Raw genomic sequence first — 18727 nt, forward strand, 5'->3', positions numbered from 1 at the left:
CCGTTTACAAGCCGCGCGCGATCACCAGGCGCTGGATGTCGCTGGTGCCTTCGTAGATCTGGCACACGCGCACATCGCGATAGATCCGTTCGACCGGGAAATCCTTCAGATAGCCATAGCCGCCCAGGGTCTGGATGGCGGCCGAACACACTTTTTCGGCCATCTCGGAGGCGAACAGCTTGGCCATGGACGCCTCCGTCAGCGCCGGCCTGCCGGCTTCGCGCAGCGCCGCGGCGTGCAGCACCATTTGCCGCGCCGCGTGGATCTGCGTCGCCATGTCGGCCAGGCGGAAAGCCACTGCCTGATGCTCCATGATGGGCTTGCCAAAGGCCTGCCGGTCGCGCGCGTAGTCGCGCGCGCACTCGAACGCGGCCCGCGCCATGCCCACGGATTGGGAAGCGATGCCGATGCGCCCGCCTTCCAGGTTGGACAGCGCAATCTTGTAGCCCTCGCCTTCCGCGCCGAGGCGGTAGGCCGCCGGGATACGCATGTCCTCGAACGCGATCTGGCAGGTGTCCGAAGCATGCTGGCCCAGCTTGTCCTCCACCCGCAGCACCTTGTAGCCCGGGGTGTCGGTCGGCACGATGAAGGCGGAAATGCCGCGTTTGCCGGCCTCGGGGTCGGTCACCGCGAACACGATCACGACCTGGCCGCTGCGCCCCGACGTGATGAACTGCTTGGCGCCATTCAGGATGTAGTCGTCGCCATCGCGCCGCGCCCGGGTGTGCAGGCTGCTGGCGTCCGACCCGGCCTGCGGCTCGGTCAGCGCGAATCCGCCGATATGTTCGCCGGTTGCCAACGGCCGCAGGAACTGCTCTTTCTGCGCGTCGGTGCCGAACTTCAGGATGGGCATGCAGGCGACCGAATTGTGCACGCTCATGATGGTGGAGCAGGCGCCATTGCCGGCAGCGATTTCCTCCAGCGCGACCGCATACGCGATATAGCCGCTGTCATTGCCGTCCCAGGCTTCGGGCACCAGCATGCCGAAAAAGCCCAACTGCGCCATTTCGGCGATGGCGTCGGCGGGATAGGCGTGGTCACGGTCCCAGGCCTCCGAGTTGGGCGCCAGGCGCTCCTGCGCGAAGCGGCGCGCCATTTCCTGGACGCTGAGCTGTTCTTCCGTCAAAAGCATGTCTGTCTCTCCTGGATGCGGTGGCGGCCGGCGCGCGGCCTGCTCTGTTCTGCGTTTCGGCGTCGGCTTGGGACGGCCGTCAGATCGCCAGAATACACCGGGCCGGCGCGCGCGCCGGACGCGCCTATTCGCGCGGCGCGTCCTGCTCGGCGCGCTGACGCGCCGGACCGCTGGCGCGGCTCAGGTTGTAGGCGGTGTTCACCAGTCCGATGTGCGAAAACCCTTGCGGAAAATTGCCCACCAGGCGGCGCCGGCCGACGTCGTATTCTTCCGCCAGCAGGCCCAGGTCATTGCGCAGCGCCAGCAAGTGTTCGAACAGGCGTTCGGCGTCGGCGATGCGCCCCTGCATGACATAGGCGTCGGCCAGCCAGAAGCTGCAGGCCAGGAACACGCCCTCCTCGCCCGGCAGGCCGTCGCTGGCGTGCTGGGTGGAATAACGCAACAGCAGGCCGTCGCGCAGCAGTTCGCGTTCGATAGCACGCACCGTGCCCGCCACGCGCGGATCGTCCGCGGGCAGGAAGCCCACTTGGGGGATCAGCAGCAGGCTGGCATCCAGTTCCTCCGATCCGTAGCTCTGCACGAAACAGCCGCGCGCCGGGTTGTAGCCGTGCTTGCAGATATCCGCGCGGATGCGGTCGGCAAGGCGCTGCCATTCATCGCGCGGCCCGCGCAGGCCGAATCGGTCGCAGGACTGCACCGCGCGGTCGAACGCGACCCAGCACATCAGCCGCGAATGCGTGAAGGCGCGGCGCTCGCCCCGCACCTCCCAGATGCCATGGTCCAGGTCCTGCCAACGGTGTTTCAGCGGCTCCAGCAGCACGTTCTGCAGGCGCCAGGCCTCGGCCAGCGGCGCCAGGTCCGCGGCGCGCGCGGCATACAGGGTCTCGATGAGTTCGCCGTAGACGTCCAGCTGGCTCTGGCCGGCGGCGCCGTTGCCGCGCCGCACCGGCAGGCTGCCCTCATATCCCGGCAGCCAGGGGATCTCCAGTTCGGGCAGCCAGCGCTCGCCGGCGATGCCGTACATGATCTGCAACTGGTCGGGATGCCCGGCCACGGCGCGCAGCAGCCATTGGCGCCAGGCCTCGGCCTCTTCGCGGTAGCCGGCATTGAGCAAGGCGTACAAGGTCAGCGCCGAGTCGCGCAGCCAGCAATGCCGGTAGTCCCAATTGCGGCTGCCGCCCAAGGCTTCCGGCAACGAGGTGGTGGGCGCGGCGATGATGCCGCCAGTGGGCTGGAAGGTCAGCAGCTTGAGCGTGATCAGCGAGCGGACCACGGCATCGCGCCCTTCCTCGCTGCCTTCCCAGCGGCAGCGCTTGGCCCACTCCTGCCACCAGGAGATGGTGCGGTCCATGCTTTCCACGCGGTCCGGCACGAAATGCGGCGTGCGGTGCGAGCGGTGATAGGACAGCGTGAACGGCACCACCCGGCCCGGATGCACCGAGAAGCGCGCCGTGGTCGTGAGCTCGTGCCCCGCCAGGTCCACCGGCGTATGCAGCTCGACCGCGTCGGGGCCGGCGATGGCGCTCAGGCCGTAGTCGCGCCGGCGTACCCAGGGGACGGCCTGCCCATAGTTGAAGCGCAGCGCCATCTCCATGTCCATCTGCACGTGCCCGGATTCGCCGCGCACGATGCGCACCACGTCGGCGCGCTCATCGTCGTCGCTCAGCGGCATGAAGTCGTACAGCAGCGCCGCGCCCGAGCTGGTCTCGTAGCGCGTTTCCAGCACCGCGGTATCCGGCACGTAGCGGCGCGAGACCGTGTATTTCTGCGCATGCGGCGCGATGCGCCAGTGTCCGTGCCGTTCGTCCCCCAGCAGCGCCGCGAAGCACGCCGGTGAATCGAAGTGCGGCAGGCACAGCCAATCGATGGAGCCGTCGCGCGCCACCAGCGCGGCCGACAGCATGTTGCCGATCAATCCGTAGTCTTCCAGGGGCTTGGACATGGTCTAGCCCGCGCCCCGGAACTCGGGATACAGCGTCATGCCGCCGTCGACGAACAAGGTCGTGCCAGTGACGTAGTCCGAGGCGTCGCTGGCCAGCCATACTGCCGCGCGCGCCACGTCTTCGGGTTCGCCGATACGGCCGTAGGGAATCAGCTTCAGCAGTTTGGCCAGGCTTTCCGGGGTGTCCCAGGCCGGCTGGTTGATGGCGGTGCGTATGGCGCCCGGCGCGATGGAATTGACCCGTATCCGGGCCGGAGCCAGTTCCTGCGCCAGCGATTTCATCAGCATGGACACGCCGCCCTTGGAGGCCGCGTAATTCACCTGGAAGGCCCAGGGAATGACCTCGTGCACCGAACTGATGAAGAGGATGTTGCCCGTCGCCAGCCCCTGCCGCGCCGGGTCGGCCGGCTGCGATTGGAACAGCCGGGCCGCGGCGCGCGCGCACAGGAAATGCCCCGTCAGGTTCACATCGATGACGCGTTGCCAATCGGCCAGCGTCATGTCGGCGACCGGGGCCGGATGCTCTATGCCCGCATTATTGACCAGGATGTCCAGTCGTCCGTAGTGCTGCAGCGCCTGCGCAAACAGGTGCTCCACCTCGGCCTCCTTGCTGATGTCGCCGGCCGCCGTGACGGCCGACCCTCCCTGGCGCTGGATTGCTTCGGCGACTGCCGCCGCGCGCCCCTGGGAATCGCCGCCCGCGCGATGATTCACCACCACCCGCGCGCCGGCCGCGGCCAGCCCGATCGCGGTGGCGCGGCCTATGCCGGAGGACGCCCCTGTCACCACGGCCACCCGGCCGCGCAGTTCACTCGGGTGTTGCATGCCTGCCTCCCTGGCGGCCGCTACCCATCGTGGCCGGCCGCCGCGTGTAGAAAGTCCAGGGTAGTACCGCGCACAGGTTCCATGCAACCCATTGCGCAACGTGCATAATGACGGCTATGCCGGCCCGCGCTCCTAATGGAGCGACGGGCCGCAGGTCCATATGCCCACCCGTATGCCCTCGCTTCCTGGAGACGCCGTGCTGGATCCGATACTTGCAGAACTGTCGACCACCCTGCCCGAGGCCAAGTCCGTCGAACAGCTGACGCGCCCGCTGCTGGACATGCTGGGCGCGGTGACCGGGCTTGAGTCCACCTATCTCACGTCCATCGACCTGAAGGCGGATCTCCAACACATCCGCTACGCGCGCAACGCCGGAGCACTGCAGATCCCCGAAGGGCTGTCCGTACCCTGGGACGACACGCTGTGCAAGCGCGCGCTGGACGAAGGACGCCTGTGCACCAGCGATGTCTCCAGCTGCTGGCCGGACTCCGACGCCGCCCGGCAACTGGGCATACAGACCTATCTGAGCGCGCCGGTGCGCAGGGATGACGGCGTGCTGTTCGGCACCCTGTGCGCCGCCAGCGCCACGCAACGCCAGATCGAGCCTCGGGCGGAATTGGTACTGAAGCTCTTCTCCAGCGTAATCGCCCGCTTCCTGGAACGCGAAATGCTGATGGAGCAGCTGCACGCCGCCAACGTCCAGCTCATGTCCTATGCGTTGACCGACACGCTGACCGGCCTGCCCAACCGGCGCGCCCTCTACGAGGCGCTGGACCGCCTGCAGGCGCGCGCCGTCCGCGAAGGCGGCAGCGTGCTGGTCGGCGTGGTCGACCTGGACGGCTTCAAGGGCATCAACGACGTCTACGGCCACCAGCAAGGCGACGTATTCCTGCAGGAGGTGTCGCGCCGCATCGCCGCTGCCCTGCGCGGCTCGGACATGCTGGGGCGGCTGGGCGGCGACGAGTTCGTGCTGATCGGGCCGGGCCCGGCCCTGGCAGCCGGCGACGGGCCGCATGGCGTGCACGCGCCGCGCGGCGAGGCCGAAGAAGCCGCGCGGTCGCTGGAAGAACGCGCCACCGCCGCCACCGTGGGGCGCTACCAGCTCGGCGAAGATGCCGTGCCGTACGAGGGCGCCAGCGTAGGCGTGGTGGCGCTGGACCCGCGCGGCCTGGACGCGGAAGCCGCCGTGCGTTTGGCCGACGCCCGCATGTATGAGGTCAAGCGGGCGCGCAAGACGGCGCGCGTCATTCACTAGCGCGAGAAAGGCGCCTTGTTCAGGCTGCCGCGGGCGCTACCGCGGCGCCTTCTATGCCGTGGCGGCGCAGCGCGTTTGCGACGAAGTTGCTGGCCTTCATCTCTTCGACAAACCCCGACAGGACTTCCATGGCTTCGGCGCCACGGTTCTTAGGCGCGCCCATGGCCTGGCGTATGGTCATGAAGCTGCCGGGCAGCAAGCGCAAGCCCTGCAACCGCCTGGCGTCCGCCTCCAGCTGCTGCAGCACACCCGCCGCCACGTCCGTGCCCTCGGCCAAAAAAGTGTCGACCACGGCCGGCGAGGTAGGCGCACGCGTAATGGTCGCCCGCTTCAGTTCACGGCTCAGGTACAGGTCGTACGCGCTGCCTTGTCCGACGGTGACGCGATGTCCCTCGCGGTCGACCTCGTCCAATGCGCGTAGCGCAGAATCTTCGCGCACGAGGTAGGCGCCCTGGATCAGGACATAGGCGTCGGTAAAGGCAATGCCGGCCGCGCGCAGCGGATCGATGGCGAAGAAGCCGATGTCCGCGTCCTCCCGCGTGACGGTCTCCACGGAAGCGCCCGCGCTATCCAGCACGACCAGGTCCAGCGGCACGCCCAGCCTTTCGGCGAAGGCGCGCGCCAGGTCCACGGACAAGCCGGCCGGCGCGCCGGCGGCATCGCGCCCCGCCAGGATGGGATTGCCCAGGTTGATGGATGCCCGCAGCCGGCCGGTTGGCGCGAAGGCGGAAATGATGTTCGTGTTCAGCTTCATAGGTTTGTGCAGGGTGGGAAGATCATGAACCATGGCGGCTGAAGACGCCGCCGCAGCAGAGGTCGATGCGCGTCGGCTCCAGCGTGTCGCCGAACCAGGCGTTCAACGCCGCGCGCCGTTCGCCGACATACACCGGCTGCCCGTCCGTGCCGAGCTTCATGCCCAGGTCATGGCCCGGCACCAGCAGCGTTCCGGGCGTCTTGCGCCACAGCTCCCAGATGCGGGCCAGCGTAGCGCGGCTGGCGTCCATATCGGCGGTGTCATTGACCGTGCCCGACAGCAGTTCGGCCCGGTTCTTCGCGGCATCGCCGGTGAACAGAACCGTTTGCCGACCATCGTCGACGTAGAACAGCAAGTGGCCCGGCGTGTGCCCCGGCGACGCAATCGCGCGCAGGTACGGCAGGAATTCGTCGCCATCGCGTATGCGCCGGACACGCTCCGACGACGCCAGTTCGCGCACGTAGAGCTCCGGCAGCGGATTGAACCCGGGCGGCTGGGCGGCCGCCCAGGCCAACTCCAGCTCGCCGATCCAGACGGTGGCGTTGGGAAACAGCGTGAAATTGACGGCGTGATCATAGTGGGCGTGCGTCAGCACCACGTCGGTGATGTCGGCCGCGGCCACGCCGCAGCGGCTCAGGTGCTGGCCCAGCAGATGGCGCACACCGAACGCGCCCACGTCCACCAGTATGTTGCGCCCGCCGCCCCGCAAAAGCGTGGTGGTGCTCCAGCCCAGTCCGCCATGGCACAGCGAACGCCCTGGATAGCCTTGTATCAATACCTCGATGTCATACATGGCCTACTCCGCTTGCACATGCGCGTCCGCGATCAGCTTGCGGTAGCGTTGCAGGTCTTCCTGGATCAGGCGCGCGAATTCCTGCGGGGTGCCCGCGACGATCTCGTTGCCGCCTTCGGTCTGGAGCTTCTGGATCACGTCGGGCTCGCGTGCGGCCTTGACCACCTCTTCATGCAGGCGCGACAGGATCTTGGGATCGGTGCCAGCCGGCGCCAGCAAACCCTGGAATTGCGTGACCACGAAATCCTTGAAGCCCAGTTCCTCCATCGTCGGGATATCGGGCAGGCCTTGCGCGCGGTTCGGTCCCGACACCGCATACCCGCGCAGCTTGCCGGAACGCAGATGTGGCGTGGCCGTCACCACCGTGTCGAACGTGAAGCTGAGCTGCCCGCCCAGCACGTCGGTCAGGGCCTGCGCATTGCCCTTGTAGGGAATATGCGTGAGCTGCGTCTGCGTCATGACCGCCAACAGTTCGCCCGCCAGATGCCCGCCCGCCCCCACGCCCGCGGAGCCGTAGCTTATCTGGCCCGGCTTGGCCCGCGCCGCCGCGATCAGGTCATCCACGCTGCGTATCGGCGATTGCTGCGGCACGACCAGCACGTACTGATAGCTGGTGATCTGGCTGATCGGCGCCAGGTCGGCCACCGGATCATATGGCGTCTTCTTGTACAGCGAGGGATTCACCACCAGCGGCCCGCTCGCATCCAGCAGCAGCGTGTAACCGTCAGGCGCGGCCTTGGCGACGAAATCAGTGCCTATCATGCCGTTGGCGCCCGGCTTGTTCTCGACGACGAAGGTTGCGCCCATGCTGACCGACAGCTTTTGCGCGATCACACGGGCGGTGATGTCCGCTGCGCCGCCCGCGACATAGGGCACGATCAGGCGCACCGGTTTGCTGGGATAGTCCGACGCCAGCGCCGCGCCGGCCGCCATCATGCCCAACGCGCCCGCCATCATTGCCGTAGCCATGGCTGTGTATTTCATGTCTGTCTCCGAAATGCTGCCGCCAGCGCAGGTCAGGCCGGCAGGGAATCCGCATGGCGGCGCAACAACGCCAGGACATCCGCGTCCAGTGCAATCCCCTGCTCCTTCTGGCGCGCCATCTTGGCCAGTTCGATCTCGCCGGGCTGAATCACCGGCCGCGCGGGATCGGCCGGCGCGCTGCCGTGCAGGATCTGCGCGAAGTCGGCCATGCGTTGGGCGAGCCATTGCGTCGAACCCAGCCTGCGGGTGTCTATCAGCAGGAAAAAGTGGCCAAGGTTCTGTGGCTGATCGGGCGCATCCACCCATGACTTCACATGCGTCAGATAAGCCGCGTTCGACAGCAGCCCGGCGAACAGGTCGACCATCAGCGCCAGGCCGTAGCCCTTGTGCCCGCCGATCGGAAGCAGAAAGCCGTCAAGCGCATCCTTGGGACTGGTCGTCGGCTGTCCGGCCGCGTCGGTGGCCCAGCTGTCGGGAATCTCCTGCCCGGCTTTCAGGGCGTTGCGGATCTTGGCGCGCGCCACCACGCTCATCGCCATGTCCAGCAGAAAGTGCGCGCCCTCCGGATTGGGCACGGCGAAGCCGATCGGACTGTTGCCGACCCGGGCGTCGGTGCCGCCCCAGGGCGCGATGGTAGTGGTGGCGTTGCTGCCGATGATGCTGGCATAACCCGCTTGCGCCGCGATCAGGCCATAGGGAGAAATGGGACCGAAATGATTGCTCTGGCGAGCGAACGCCATGCCTACCCCGCACTCGCTGGCGGCCTGCATGGCGGCGCGCAGCGCGTGCATGCCGACCAGCGGCCCGACGCCGTTGTCGCCATCGACCAGGCACAGGCCGGGCGCGGGGCGCTCGACTTGAATCCGGGCGCGGGGATTGATGCCGCCCACCTGCAGGCGCTCGCCGTACGATTCAATGCGGCTCAGGCCATGGGTGGACAGGCCGAACAGGTCCGCCAACACCAACACCTGGACAACATCGGCGGCATCCTGGGCAGGCAGCCCCAGGCTTTCGAACGCGCGTATGCCGAGCTGCGTCAGCTCCTCTTCGGCGATAAGAATCGGGTCTTGCTTTTGGCTACTCATGGCAATGCTTCTCGAAAAAGAATGGGGATTCGTGAAAGATGGATCATTCGGCGGACAGGCGGGCGCTGCGCACCACCTGCCCCCAGCGCTTCTCTTCGGCGTCGATGAAGGCGGCAAATTCGGCCGGTCCCGCGCCGGACGCCTCGCTGGCGTCGTGCGCCAGGCGTTCGCGCACGGAATCGGTCTGCAGCGCCTTGAGCGCGGCCTGGTGCAGGCGCTCGATGACGGGGGCCGGCGTGCCCGCAGGCGCCAACAGGCCGAACCACTGCGAACTTTCAAAGCCCGGATAGCCCTGCTCTGCCACGGTGGGCACATCAGGGAGCACGGGCAGGCGCCGTTCCGATCCCACCGCCACGATGCGGATCTTGCCCGCCTGGGCATGCGGCAGCAGTCCGGGCGTGCCGGCCGCCGCAGCGTCGATGTTGCCCGCCAGCAGATCGGTCACCTGCGCGCCGGTCCCCTTGTAGGGCACATGCACCACGTCGATGCCGGTCGCCGTCTTGAGCATCTCGAACGCCAGATGGCCCGCGCTGCCGTTGCCGGCGGACCCGTAGTTCAAAGCTCCCGGCCGGGCGCGCGCCAATGCCACGAACTCCGGCAGCGTCGACGCCTGGACCTTGCCGCCCACCGCGAACACCATGGGCAGCTTCGCCAGCAGCACGATGGGCGCGAAGTCGCCGCGCGGGTCATACGGCAGCTTGGCCACCATGGACGGGTTCACGGCCAGCGTGCCCACATGGCCCAGGATGAGGGTGTAGCCATCGGGAGCGGCGCGCGCCGCTTCCACCGTGGCGATCATCCCCTGCCCGCCGCCCTTGTTTTCCACGATGACCTGCTTGCCCAGATCGCGCGACATCTCTACCGCCACCGCGCGTGCCACCACGTCCGAACTGCCGCCGGGACCGTAGGGCACCAGCAGGCGGATCGGACGTTGCGGCCAGTCCCCGCTCTCGGCGCGCGAGGCCGGCGCCAAAAGCGCCATCAATGGCACGCAGGCCAGTGCAAGGGCGAATTGCCGGCGTAGGCGGCGGACGCGAATCATGAGCTTGTCTCCTGGTATGTGCCGCGCTCGGGGCGGCTTGGAAGACATGATGCGCAGCACGCACAATAGAGTAAAGTGCAAAAATTAGATCAATTCTTGACGAAAACGCATGAAATTCGATTTGGCCGATTTGCGCGCCTTCCTGGCGGTCGCCGACCTGGGCAGCTTCCGCGCCGCCTCCGAAGCCCTGCATCTTTCTCAATCCGCCCTGTCGCGACGCGCCGACAAGCTGGAAGCTGCGCTAGGCGTGCAGTTGCTGACGCGCACCACCCGCAAGGTCGAACTGACGACCATAGGCCGCGGCTTCGTGCCGCGCGCGCGCAACGTGCTCAACGAACTTGAAAGCGCCCTGGTCGGCATACAGGACGTGGCCGAACGCCTGTCGGGCCTGGTCACCATCGCTTGCGTGCCTTCGGCGGTGGCCTATTTCCTGCCTGGCGTGATCCGCAGCTACCATGAGCAATACCCGCGCATACGCATCCGGATCATCGATGAGTCCTCGTCGCAGATCCTGACCGCCGTCGCGCGCGGCGATGCCGATTTCGGCCTGACCTACATAGGCGCGAACGACGCCGACATCGAATTCAAACCCTTGCTGGAAGAGCCCTTCGTGGCCGCGGTCAGCCGCCAGCACCCTTTCGCGCAAAGAGAATCGGTCACCTGGGCCGACCTGGACACCCATCCCTACATCAGCCTGGCCCAGGGCAGCGGCAACCGCTTCCTGATAGATCAGGCGCTGGCGCACAGCGGCGTGCGGCCTCGCCATTTCTGCGAGGTCCAGCATGTGCCGGCGCTGGTGAGCATGGTCGAGGCTGGCCTGGGGGTAGGCGTCGTGCCACGGTTGGCCATGCCAGCCGGGGAACATGCCGATCTGGTCAGCGTGCCGCTGCGCGAGCCGGCCATCACGCGGACCATAGGATTGATCCATAGCCGGGGCAAGGCGATCAACCCGGTCGCCAAGCTGTTCTATGACCTGCTGGCGGCCAGGGTCGGCGAGCGGCAGGATGTTTGAACGGTGACTCCCAGCTCAGGACTCGCCTGATCCGGGAGTCGATGCCAGACCGAGCGCGTCCACTACCGCCTTTGCCATCGTGGCATCTTCAATCGCTTTCGAATGCCGACCGTTCATCAAGGATCGCCTGCCATCTCGCAGGGTCCAACGCCCATTGGGCATGTGGACTCTGCGCTGTTCGCAACCGGGCCCGTGGCTAGCTTCGATGCTCGCGCCGTGAACCAGCAGTTCATGGCTGGTGAGGCCTGCGATCCGCGCCACCACTTTTCGGCGATTGAATCGGAGCAGCGCAGCGTAATCCACCAAACCGAGCAGATCGCGCATCAAGGCATGAATATCCCGAGCCATCTTGCTGATGCTCTTTGCGCATGCGAGCAGGATGATGAAAGCGATGACGTAGAAAAACCCGCGCAAAAACGCGGTCAGTCCATAGAGCAAGACCGATTCCATCGAAAGGGCCTTTCCTTTGGTTGTGGCGACTAGCCAAATTAGTTCCAAAACAACACACCAAACATACAGAGGCAGAGACCACTTCCTGAACTGCTCCCTGCGCAGCGACTTTTGCTCCACAAAAGCCGGGCTGCTTCCAGGTTCGACACCTGCGCTAACGGATGCGTCCAGCATTTCGTCCAGGATTTCATCTTCGTCCACCCGCAAAGCTATCACCCTGCGCGCCGCAGGCAGCTCGTCCGCTATGGGTCGCCACCGTGACCAAGCCCCCACAATGCCGACAACCGTGCGGACGAAATCAAGAACCGCAACACCGACAGCGATCGTCACTGATTCCCATGTACTCCAGGAAATGGTTGGCCACAGCGCGTCCAAACCCGTATACGGCGCGCTGGCCAACAAGCCAAAGAACACAATTATCAACAGCACGAAGCGACTGAATACCGCCATCCCTCCAGAGGCGATTTCTTCAATCGTCAACTTCCTCAACGAGACAAATGGTGCAGCAATCGTGACCGCCCTTTCAACCGCAGGATGGTCGGCCGCCATTGCCGCCACTTGGCCGCCATACGAATGGCCGATCAGCACCACGGTATTCAGTGGAAACTTGGCCTCATCAAGCCACTTTCTGACGTTCTCCGCAGCGACGCTTCGCGATAGCTGCTTGTTTCCAGACTCCCAGCACAGGCCGTACACCGTCAAGCCAGCGGACTCTAGGCCCTTTCGGCATTGAGCCCACCGCGCCCAGTCGTACCTGGGCCCGCTCCAAGTGCCGGGAATAATGAGGGCTGTCCGAAGTCGCTCATGACTTTGGAAAGCTTGGCCGCAGGACCTCTCACTCAATAGGCGGATACTTGCGGCCTCCATTTCCTGCCCCGTGCGCCGATACGCAAAATTGCGGAATCGGCTACCGACGGAAAACAGGATGGCGCGGCGATGCTTGAACACGTACATGCACTGATCCGGGATCGAAAAAAGCGCACTCAGCAAAAGCTTCACGCTCCAGATCAAGAAAACGCCGCCGCCTGTCGCCAGGAATCCACCCATCAAGGCCAATGGAGTGGCAAGGACAGCAGCTATCGCCGGAGAACTGTGCAAAGGTACGGCCGGGTCCATCTATGCCTGAAGGTTGAAGTAACTAATGGTAAATCAATCTATCAAATTAGATCCTTCGCCACAAGCCGCCTCGAGAGTCTGCTGTGCGCACGATGGCCGCAACATTCCAGTCCAAAAAAAAAGCGCCGCCTTCCAGCGACGCTTTATTCAGGGAGTGTCAGCGTCTTACCTCACCTTGCCCTGCTTCCACGCATCCAGCAGCTTCTCATAAGCGATCGTCTCGCCCTTGGGCTTTTCGTTGGCCAGTTTCTTCCACGGCGCGTGCTGGTCGGACAGCCACTTGCTGGGATCGCTCTTGGCGTTGAGCTTGGGCGCGCACTGCGCCATCCCGGCCCGTTCCAAACGCGCCATGACCTGGTCCATTTCATTGGCCAGGTTGTCCATGGCGGCCTGCGGGGTCTTTTCGCCGGTGACCGCGGTGGCGACGTTCTTCCACCACAGCTGCGCCAGCTTGGGATAGTCAGGCACGTTGTTGCCAGTGGGCGTCCACGCCACGCGCGCCGGGCTGCGGTAGAACTCGATCAGGCCGCCGTAGTTCGCCGCGTTCTTGGTGAAGAACTCGCTGTTGATGTCGCTGTCGCGGATGAAGGTCAGGCCGGTGATGGACTTCTTCAGCGACACCGACTTGGACGTGACGAACTGCGCGTACAGCCAGGCCGCCGCCATCTTGTCGGGGTTGGTGGACTTGAAGAAGGTCCATGAGCCCACGTCCTGGTAGCCGTTCTGCATGCCGTCCTTCCAGTACGGTCCATACGGCGACGGCGCCATGCGCCACTTCGGCGTGCCGTCGTCGTTGACTACCGGCAGGCCCTTCTTGGTCATGTCGGCGGTAAACGCCGTGTACCAGAAGATCTGCTGGGCGATCTGGCCCTGGGCGGGTACCGGGCCGGATTCCGAGAAGGTCATGCCCATGGCCTGCTGCGGCGCGTACTTCTTCATCCAGTCCACGTACTTGGTCAGGGCGTAGACGGCGGCCGGGCTGTTGGTGGCGCCGCCGCGCGCAACCGACGCCCCCACCGGCGTGCACTTGTCGTCCGCCACGCGGATGCCCCACTCGTCCACCGGCATGCCGTTGGGCAGGCCCTTGTCGGCGGCGCCGGCCATCGACAGCCAGGCATCGGTGAAGCGCCAGCCCAGCGACGGGTCCTTCTTGCCGTAGTCCATGTGGCCATAGACCTTCTTGCCGTCCAGTTCCTTGACGTCGTTGGAGAAGAAGTCGGCGATGTCCTCGTAGGCGGACCAGTTGGTGGGCACGCCGAGTTCGTAGCCGTACTTGGCCTTGAATTTGTCCTTCAGGTCCTGGCGCGCGAACCAGTCGGCGCGGAACCAGTAGACGTTGGCGAACTGCTGGTCGGGCAGCTGATAGAGCTTGCCGTCGGGCGCGGTGGTGAACTTGGTGCCGATGAAATCCTTGAGGTCCAGGTTGGGATTGGTCCACTCCTTGCCCGCGCCCGCCATGTAGTCCGACAGCGGCAGGATGGCGCCGTAGCGATAGTGCGTGCCGATCAGGTCTGAATCGGAGATCCAGCCGTCGTAGATGGACTTGCCGGACTGCATGGAAGTCTGCAGCTTCTCGACCACGTCGCCTTCCTGGATCAGGTCGTGGTTGACCTTGATGCCGGTGATCTCGGCGAAGGCCTTCGCCAGCGTCTTGGACTCGTACTCGTGCGTGGTGATGGTTTCGGACACCACGCTGATTTCGTTCACCCCTTTAGCCTTGAGCTTGGCGGCGGCTTCGATGAACCATTTCATCTCGGCCATCTGCTGGTCCTTGGACAGCGATGAAGGCTGGAACTCCGAATCGACCCACTTCTTCGCTTCCGGTTCGCCGGCCCAGGCCGCCGAAGTCCCGATCAGGGCGATAGCGGCCGCCATGGCGTGCATGCGCAATTTCATGACCTGTCTCCTCGATAAATCTTCCCCATCGTTTGCTGCGGACCGCTGGCCGGGGAAGATGCTGGCCGATAGTCCTTCCACTACCTCTTGAATATGCAAGGAGTCTGGCGCCCCTCTTCAGCCTTTCCGCATGACGAAGGCCAGCAGCAGCATGGACGCAATGAAGCTGATCCACACCGATGGAGGCTCGTCCAGTGAAAACCATTCCGCCGCCTTCTGGCCCAGTCCCAGGAATGCCAGGTTGAGCCAGGCCGCGGCCATCAGGCCGATAAAAAGACGGTCGCCGCGCGTGGTACGCAGGGGCAGGAAGCCCTTGCGCTCCATCGTGGGCGATTTCAATTCCCAGACCGTCATGCCGACCAGCATCAAAACGATGCAGGAAAAGAACACGGCGACGGGCGTGGTCCATACCATCCAGCTGAACATGATCGAGTTCTCCTGGTATTCCTTGCAACTACACCCGGCCCATCGCGAAGCCCTTCGCGATGTAGTGCCGCACGAACCAGATCACGATGCCGCCCGGCACGATGGTCAGCACGCCGGCCGCCGCCAGCACGCCCCAGTCCATGCCGGAAGCCGACACGGTGCGGGTCATGGTGGCGACGATGGGCTTGGCGTTGACCGAGGTCAGCGTGCGCGCCAGCAGCAGCTCCACCCAGCTGAACATGAAGCAGAAGAATGCCGCCACGCCCACGCCCGACTTGATCAGGGGCAGGAAGATGGTCAGGAAAAAGCGTGGGAAGGAATAGCCGTCGACATAGGCGGTTTCGTCGATCTCGCGCGGCACGCCGGACATGAAGCCCTCCAGGATCCATACCGCCAGCGGCACGTTGAACACCAGGTGCGCCAGCGCCACCGCCAGGTGCGTGTCCATCAGGCCGAACGAGCTGTAGAGCTGGAAGAACGGCAGCAGGAACACCGCGGGCGGCGTCATGCGGTTGGTCAGCAGCCAGAAGAACACGTGCTTGTCGCCAATGAAGCGGTAGCGCGAGAACGCGTAGGCCGCCGGCAGCGCCACGGCCAATGAAATCACCGTGTTGATGACCACGTAGATCAGCGAGTTGATGTAGCCGGAGTACCAGGCTGGGTCGGTGAAGATGGTGCGGTAGTGCTCGAAGGTGAAGTCGCGCGGCCACAGCGTCAGGGAGCTGACGATTTCGGTATTGGTCTTGAACGACATGTTCAGCATCCAGTACAGCGGCAGGATGGCGAAGACCAGGTACAGGGTCAGGAAGACGCCGCGCCAGCGGGAATTTTTCTCACGCATTTGCGCGCTCCTCGTCGAAGCCGCCGGTGGTGCCGGCGCGCTGCATCCAGTTGTAGAGAATGAAGCACAAGAGCAGGATGATGAGGAAATAGACGATCGAGAAGGCAGCCGCCGGCCCCAGGTCGAACTGGCCCACCGCCTTCTGCGTCAGGTACTGCGACAGGAAAGTGGTGGCGTTGCCCGGCCCGCCGCCCGTCAGCACGAAGGGCTCGGTGTAGATCATGAAGCTGTCCATGAAGCGCAGCAGCACCGCGATCATGAGCACCCCGCGCATCTTGGGCAGCTGGATGTAGCGGAACACCGCCAGGCGCGACGCGCCGTCGATGCGGGCGGCCTGGTAATAGGCGTCCGGGATGGCGCGCAGGCCGGCGTAGCAAAGCAGCGCCACCAGCGGCGTCCAGTGCCAGACGTCCATGATCAGCACCGTGATCCAGGCATCGAAATCGTTGCCGGTGTAGTTGTAGTCCACCCCCAGCCAGGACAGCGTGGCGCCCAGCAGACCGATGTCGGTGCGCCCGAACACCTGCCAGATGGTGCCGACCACGTTCCACGGGATCAGCAGCGACAGCGCGATGATCACCAGCACGGCGGACGCGCGCCAGCCGCTGGCCGGCATGGACAAGGCCAGCAGGATGCCCAGCGGGATCTCAATGGCCAGCACCGCCAGCGAAAAGCCGATCTGGCGGAACAACGCGCCATGCAGCTCTTCGTCCTGCAGCACGGCGGCATACCACTCGGTGCCGACGAAGACGCGGCGTTCGGGCGAGATGATGTCCTGTACCGAGTAGTTGACGATGGTCATCAACGGCAGGATGGCCGAAAACGCCACGCACAGCACCACGGGCAGGACCAGGAACCAGGCCCGGTGATCTATGGGTTTCATCGGATCAGCTCCTCGTTGCGGTAGAAGCAGGTGTGCGGATTCACGACCGACAGCCAGACCGTGCCGCCGGCGGCGGCCGGAACGATGTTGCTGCCCAACCGGGCCCGTACCGGCGTGCCCTCGAAATCCGCCACCAGCAGCGTATACGTGCCTACGTCCTGTACCCGCTCCACGCGCATGGCCACGGCGCCCGGCGCGCCCGGCTCGGTGATGCGCAGGTACTCCGGACGCACGCCCAGTTTCACGGGACCCGCGCCGTCCAGCTTGGCCGCCATCTCCGCCGGGACCCCGACGACGCGGCTCTTGCCCACTTCCAGCCCGCCGTCGCGCCATTGCGCCGGCAGGAAGTTCATGCCCGGCGAACCGATGAAATGGCCCACGAAGGTGTGCGCCGGCCGCTGGAACAGGTCATCCGCACTGCCCACCTGCACCGCCCGGCCGCGCGCCATCACCATGACCTCGTCGGCGAAGGTCAGCGCCTCGGTCTGGTCGTGCGTCACGTAGATCAGCGTCAGCTTGAACTCGTGGTGGATTTCCTTGAGCTTGCGGCGCAACTCCCATTTGAGCTGCGGATCGATGACGGTCAGCGGCTCGTCGAACAGGATCGCCGACACGTCGCTGCGCACCAGTCCGCGCCCCAGCGAGATCTTCTGCTTGGCATCGGCCGTGAGGCCGCTGGCGCGCCGGTCCAGCACATTGGACATTTCCAGCATCTCGGCGATGCGCCCGACGCGCTCGCGGATGAGCTTGGGCGCCATGCCGCGGTTGCGCAGCGGAAATGCCAGGTTCTCGGCCACCGTCATGGTGTCGTACACCACCGGGAACTGGAACACCTGGGCGATGTTGCGCGCCTGCGGCGTCTTGTCGGTGACGTCCTGGCCGTCGAACAGGATGCGCCCGTGCGACGGCCGCAGCAGGCCCGACACGCAGTTCAGCAAGGTGGTCTTGCCGCAGCCCGACGGCCCCAGCAAGGCATAGGCTCCGCCGTCCCTGAAGGTGAAGGCCAGCGGCAGCAGGGCGTAGTCCTCGTCGGTCTTGGGATCGGCCACGTAGGAATGGGACAGGTCCAGCTCGATCTGCGCCATCAGGCCGTCTCCCCCGCGCCCACCGGCTGCCGGGGCGCGGCCAGCAGCCCGCCGCCCGCGCCGAAGGCATAGGTCTGCGCCGGGTCGAAGTACAGCTGCACGCGGTGGTCCAAGGTATAGCGGTGTACGCCGGGCAGTTGCGCCACCACGTCGCCCGCCGGCGTCTGCGCGTGCACGAAGGTGTCGGACCCGGAAATCTCGGCCAGTTTCACCACGCCGGGCAGCACAATGTGGCCCGGCCGCGCTTCCACGTCCAGCGCGCCGGCGCGCAGGCCGGCGGTGATGTCCGCATCGGCGCCTGCCGGCAGCGCCCGTTCGACCGCCACGTCTCCCTGCAGGACGAAGCCGGTGGCTGTGCGCTTGGCGGAGAACAAGTTCATGGGCGGATCGCTGAAGGCGCGCGCCACGCGTATGGAGTTGGGCCGGTGGAAGACTTCGGCCGTGGGGCCGTATTGCAGCAATTCGCCTGCGTCGAGCACCGCGGTGTGGCCGCCCAGTAACAGGGCCTCGCCCGGTTCGGTGGTGGCGTAGACCACCGTGGAACGTCCTTCGGCGAACAATTCGGAAAGTTCGTCGCGCAATTCCTCGCGCAGCTTGTAGTCCAGATTGACCAGGGGCTCGTCCAGCAGGATCAGCGGCGCGTCCTTGGCCAGGGCCCGCGCCAGCGCCACCCGCTGCTGCTGTCCGCCGGACAGTTCCGAGGGATAGCGTTCCAGCAGATGGTCGATATGCAGCCGCGCCGCCATGGCGCGGACCTTTTCGGCAATGTCGCCCGCCCCGCGCAGCTTGAGCGGCGAGGCGATGTTGTCGTAGACCGACATGGACGGGTAATTGATGAACTGCTGGTAGACCATGGCGACGTTGCGCTGCCGCACCGGCACCCCGGTCACGTCGGCGCCATCGGCCAGCACGCGGCCTTCGGTGGGCCGGTCCAGTCCGGCCATGATGCGCATCAGCGAGGTCTTGCCCGCCAGGGTGGCCCCCAGCAATACCGTCATGGCGCCCGCGACGGGGGCCAGGTTCATGGGATACAGGTGCGTCTGCGAGCCGGCCCGCAAACCTATCCTGTCCAAGTTCAGCTGCATCTGGTCTCCTCTACCTACTAATACGTCCCTGTTTTTTACGGCGGACTTCGGTATTCGGTACAGCGGCTCGGCCTGCATTCAATCGAACAACAGGATGAGCATACTCTTTCAGATAGCTTTC

Annotated in this window: 17 protein-coding genes; 2 read left to right on the forward strand and 15 right to left on the reverse strand. The window is 65.4% G+C overall.

Features of this window, described 5'->3' with window-relative positions:
• Positions 1-4: 4 nt before the first annotated feature.
• The 3 genes from AXYL_RS17220 to AXYL_RS17230 all read right to left on the reverse strand — a co-directional run bounded on the left by AXYL_RS17220 (position 5) and on the right by AXYL_RS17230 (position 3899).
• Entirely contained in the window at positions 5-1132 is a 1128-nt protein-coding gene (locus AXYL_RS17220; RefSeq protein WP_013394103.1) for an acyl-CoA dehydrogenase family protein, read from the reverse strand.
• A 124-nt stretch (positions 1133-1256) separates the two neighbouring features.
• Positions 1257-3074: a glycoside hydrolase family 15 protein gene (locus AXYL_RS17225; protein ID WP_013394104.1), complete on the reverse strand. Its 1818-nt coding sequence runs from the start codon at positions 3072-3074 to the stop codon at positions 1257-1259.
• 3 nt (positions 3075-3077) lie between these two features.
• Positions 3078-3899, reverse strand: a complete 822-nt coding sequence (locus AXYL_RS17230; protein WP_013394105.1) for an SDR family oxidoreductase — start codon at positions 3897-3899, stop codon at positions 3078-3080.
• A 160-nt stretch (positions 3900-4059) separates the two neighbouring features.
• Between AXYL_RS17230 and AXYL_RS17235 the strand changes: the two genes are divergently transcribed.
• Positions 4060-5154, forward strand: a complete 1095-nt coding sequence (locus tag AXYL_RS17235) for a sensor domain-containing diguanylate cyclase (RefSeq protein WP_013394106.1) — start codon at positions 4060-4062, stop codon at positions 5152-5154.
• A gap of 19 nt (positions 5155-5173) precedes the next feature.
• On the opposite strand, the gene AXYL_RS17240 is transcribed toward AXYL_RS17235, so the two are convergent.
• Genes AXYL_RS17240 through AXYL_RS17260 form a run of 5 tightly spaced genes read right to left on the reverse strand, consistent with a single transcriptional unit; the run spans position 5174 to position 9812 of the window.
• Positions 5174-5908: a transporter substrate-binding domain-containing protein gene (locus tag AXYL_RS17240; RefSeq protein ID WP_013394107.1), complete on the reverse strand. Its 735-nt coding sequence runs from the start codon at positions 5906-5908 to the stop codon at positions 5174-5176.
• 22 nt (positions 5909-5930) lie between these two features.
• Positions 5931-6701: an MBL fold metallo-hydrolase gene (locus AXYL_RS17245; RefSeq protein ID WP_013394108.1), complete on the reverse strand. Its 771-nt coding sequence runs from the start codon at positions 6699-6701 to the stop codon at positions 5931-5933.
• A gap of 3 nt (positions 6702-6704) precedes the next feature.
• Positions 6705-7685 carry a Bug family tripartite tricarboxylate transporter substrate binding protein gene (locus AXYL_RS17250; RefSeq protein ID WP_013394109.1) on the reverse strand — a complete coding sequence of 327 codons (981 nt, stop codon included), beginning with the start codon at positions 7683-7685 and terminating at the stop codon, positions 6705-6707.
• A 32-nt stretch (positions 7686-7717) separates the two neighbouring features.
• Positions 7718-8770 (reverse strand): Ldh family oxidoreductase, encoded by a 1053-nt coding sequence (locus AXYL_RS17255; RefSeq protein ID WP_013394110.1) that lies wholly within the window; start codon positions 8768-8770, stop codon positions 7718-7720.
• A 43-nt stretch (positions 8771-8813) separates the two neighbouring features.
• Positions 8814-9812, reverse strand: coding sequence for a Bug family tripartite tricarboxylate transporter substrate binding protein (locus AXYL_RS17260; RefSeq protein ID WP_013394111.1), 999 nt, complete (start codon positions 9810-9812; stop codon positions 8814-8816).
• 109 nt (positions 9813-9921) lie between these two features.
• Here AXYL_RS17260 and AXYL_RS17265 point away from each other — a divergent pair, with 109 nt between their 5' ends.
• A complete protein-coding gene (locus AXYL_RS17265) occupies positions 9922-10824 on the forward strand; it encodes a LysR family transcriptional regulator (protein WP_013394112.1) in 903 nt (300 codons plus the stop codon).
• A 15-nt stretch (positions 10825-10839) separates the two neighbouring features.
• Here AXYL_RS17265 and AXYL_RS17270 read toward each other — a convergent pair whose 3' ends face one another.
• From AXYL_RS17270 to AXYL_RS17300, 7 genes are all read right to left on the reverse strand, one after another.
• The gene (locus AXYL_RS17270; protein ID WP_013394113.1) at positions 10840-12390 is read right to left on the reverse strand and encodes an alpha/beta hydrolase; all 1551 of its coding nucleotides are present in this window, start codon (positions 12388-12390) and stop codon (positions 10840-10842) included.
• Between the two features lie 165 nt (positions 12391-12555).
• Positions 12556-14286 carry an ABC transporter substrate-binding protein gene (locus tag AXYL_RS17275; protein WP_013394114.1) on the reverse strand — a complete coding sequence of 577 codons (1731 nt, stop codon included), beginning with the start codon at positions 14284-14286 and terminating at the stop codon, positions 12556-12558.
• A gap of 117 nt (positions 14287-14403) precedes the next feature.
• Complete coding sequence (locus AXYL_RS17280; RefSeq protein ID WP_013394115.1) at positions 14404-14712, reverse strand: DUF2160 domain-containing protein; 309 nt, start codon at positions 14710-14712, stop codon at positions 14404-14406.
• Positions 14713-14740: 28 nt separating this feature from the next.
• Complete coding sequence (locus tag AXYL_RS17285) at positions 14741-15553, reverse strand: carbohydrate ABC transporter permease (RefSeq protein ID WP_013394116.1); 813 nt, start codon at positions 15551-15553, stop codon at positions 14741-14743.
• Positions 15546-16436, reverse strand: a complete 891-nt coding sequence (locus AXYL_RS17290) for a carbohydrate ABC transporter permease (RefSeq protein ID WP_013394117.1) — start codon at positions 16434-16436, stop codon at positions 15546-15548. The genes AXYL_RS17285 and AXYL_RS17290 overlap by 8 nt, the downstream gene beginning before the upstream one ends.
• A complete protein-coding gene (locus tag AXYL_RS17295; RefSeq protein WP_013394118.1) occupies positions 16433-17521 on the reverse strand; it encodes an ABC transporter ATP-binding protein in 1089 nt (362 codons plus the stop codon). The genes AXYL_RS17290 and AXYL_RS17295 overlap by 4 nt, the downstream gene beginning before the upstream one ends.
• A complete protein-coding gene (locus AXYL_RS17300) occupies positions 17521-18606 on the reverse strand; it encodes an ABC transporter ATP-binding protein (protein ID WP_013394119.1) in 1086 nt (361 codons plus the stop codon). The genes AXYL_RS17295 and AXYL_RS17300 overlap by 1 nt, the downstream gene beginning before the upstream one ends.
• Positions 18607-18727: the final 121 nt, after the last annotated feature.

The organism is Achromobacter xylosoxidans A8, assembly GCF_000165835.1.
Classification (GTDB): Bacteria; Pseudomonadota; Gammaproteobacteria; order Burkholderiales; family Burkholderiaceae_B; genus Achromobacter; species Achromobacter xylosoxidans_B.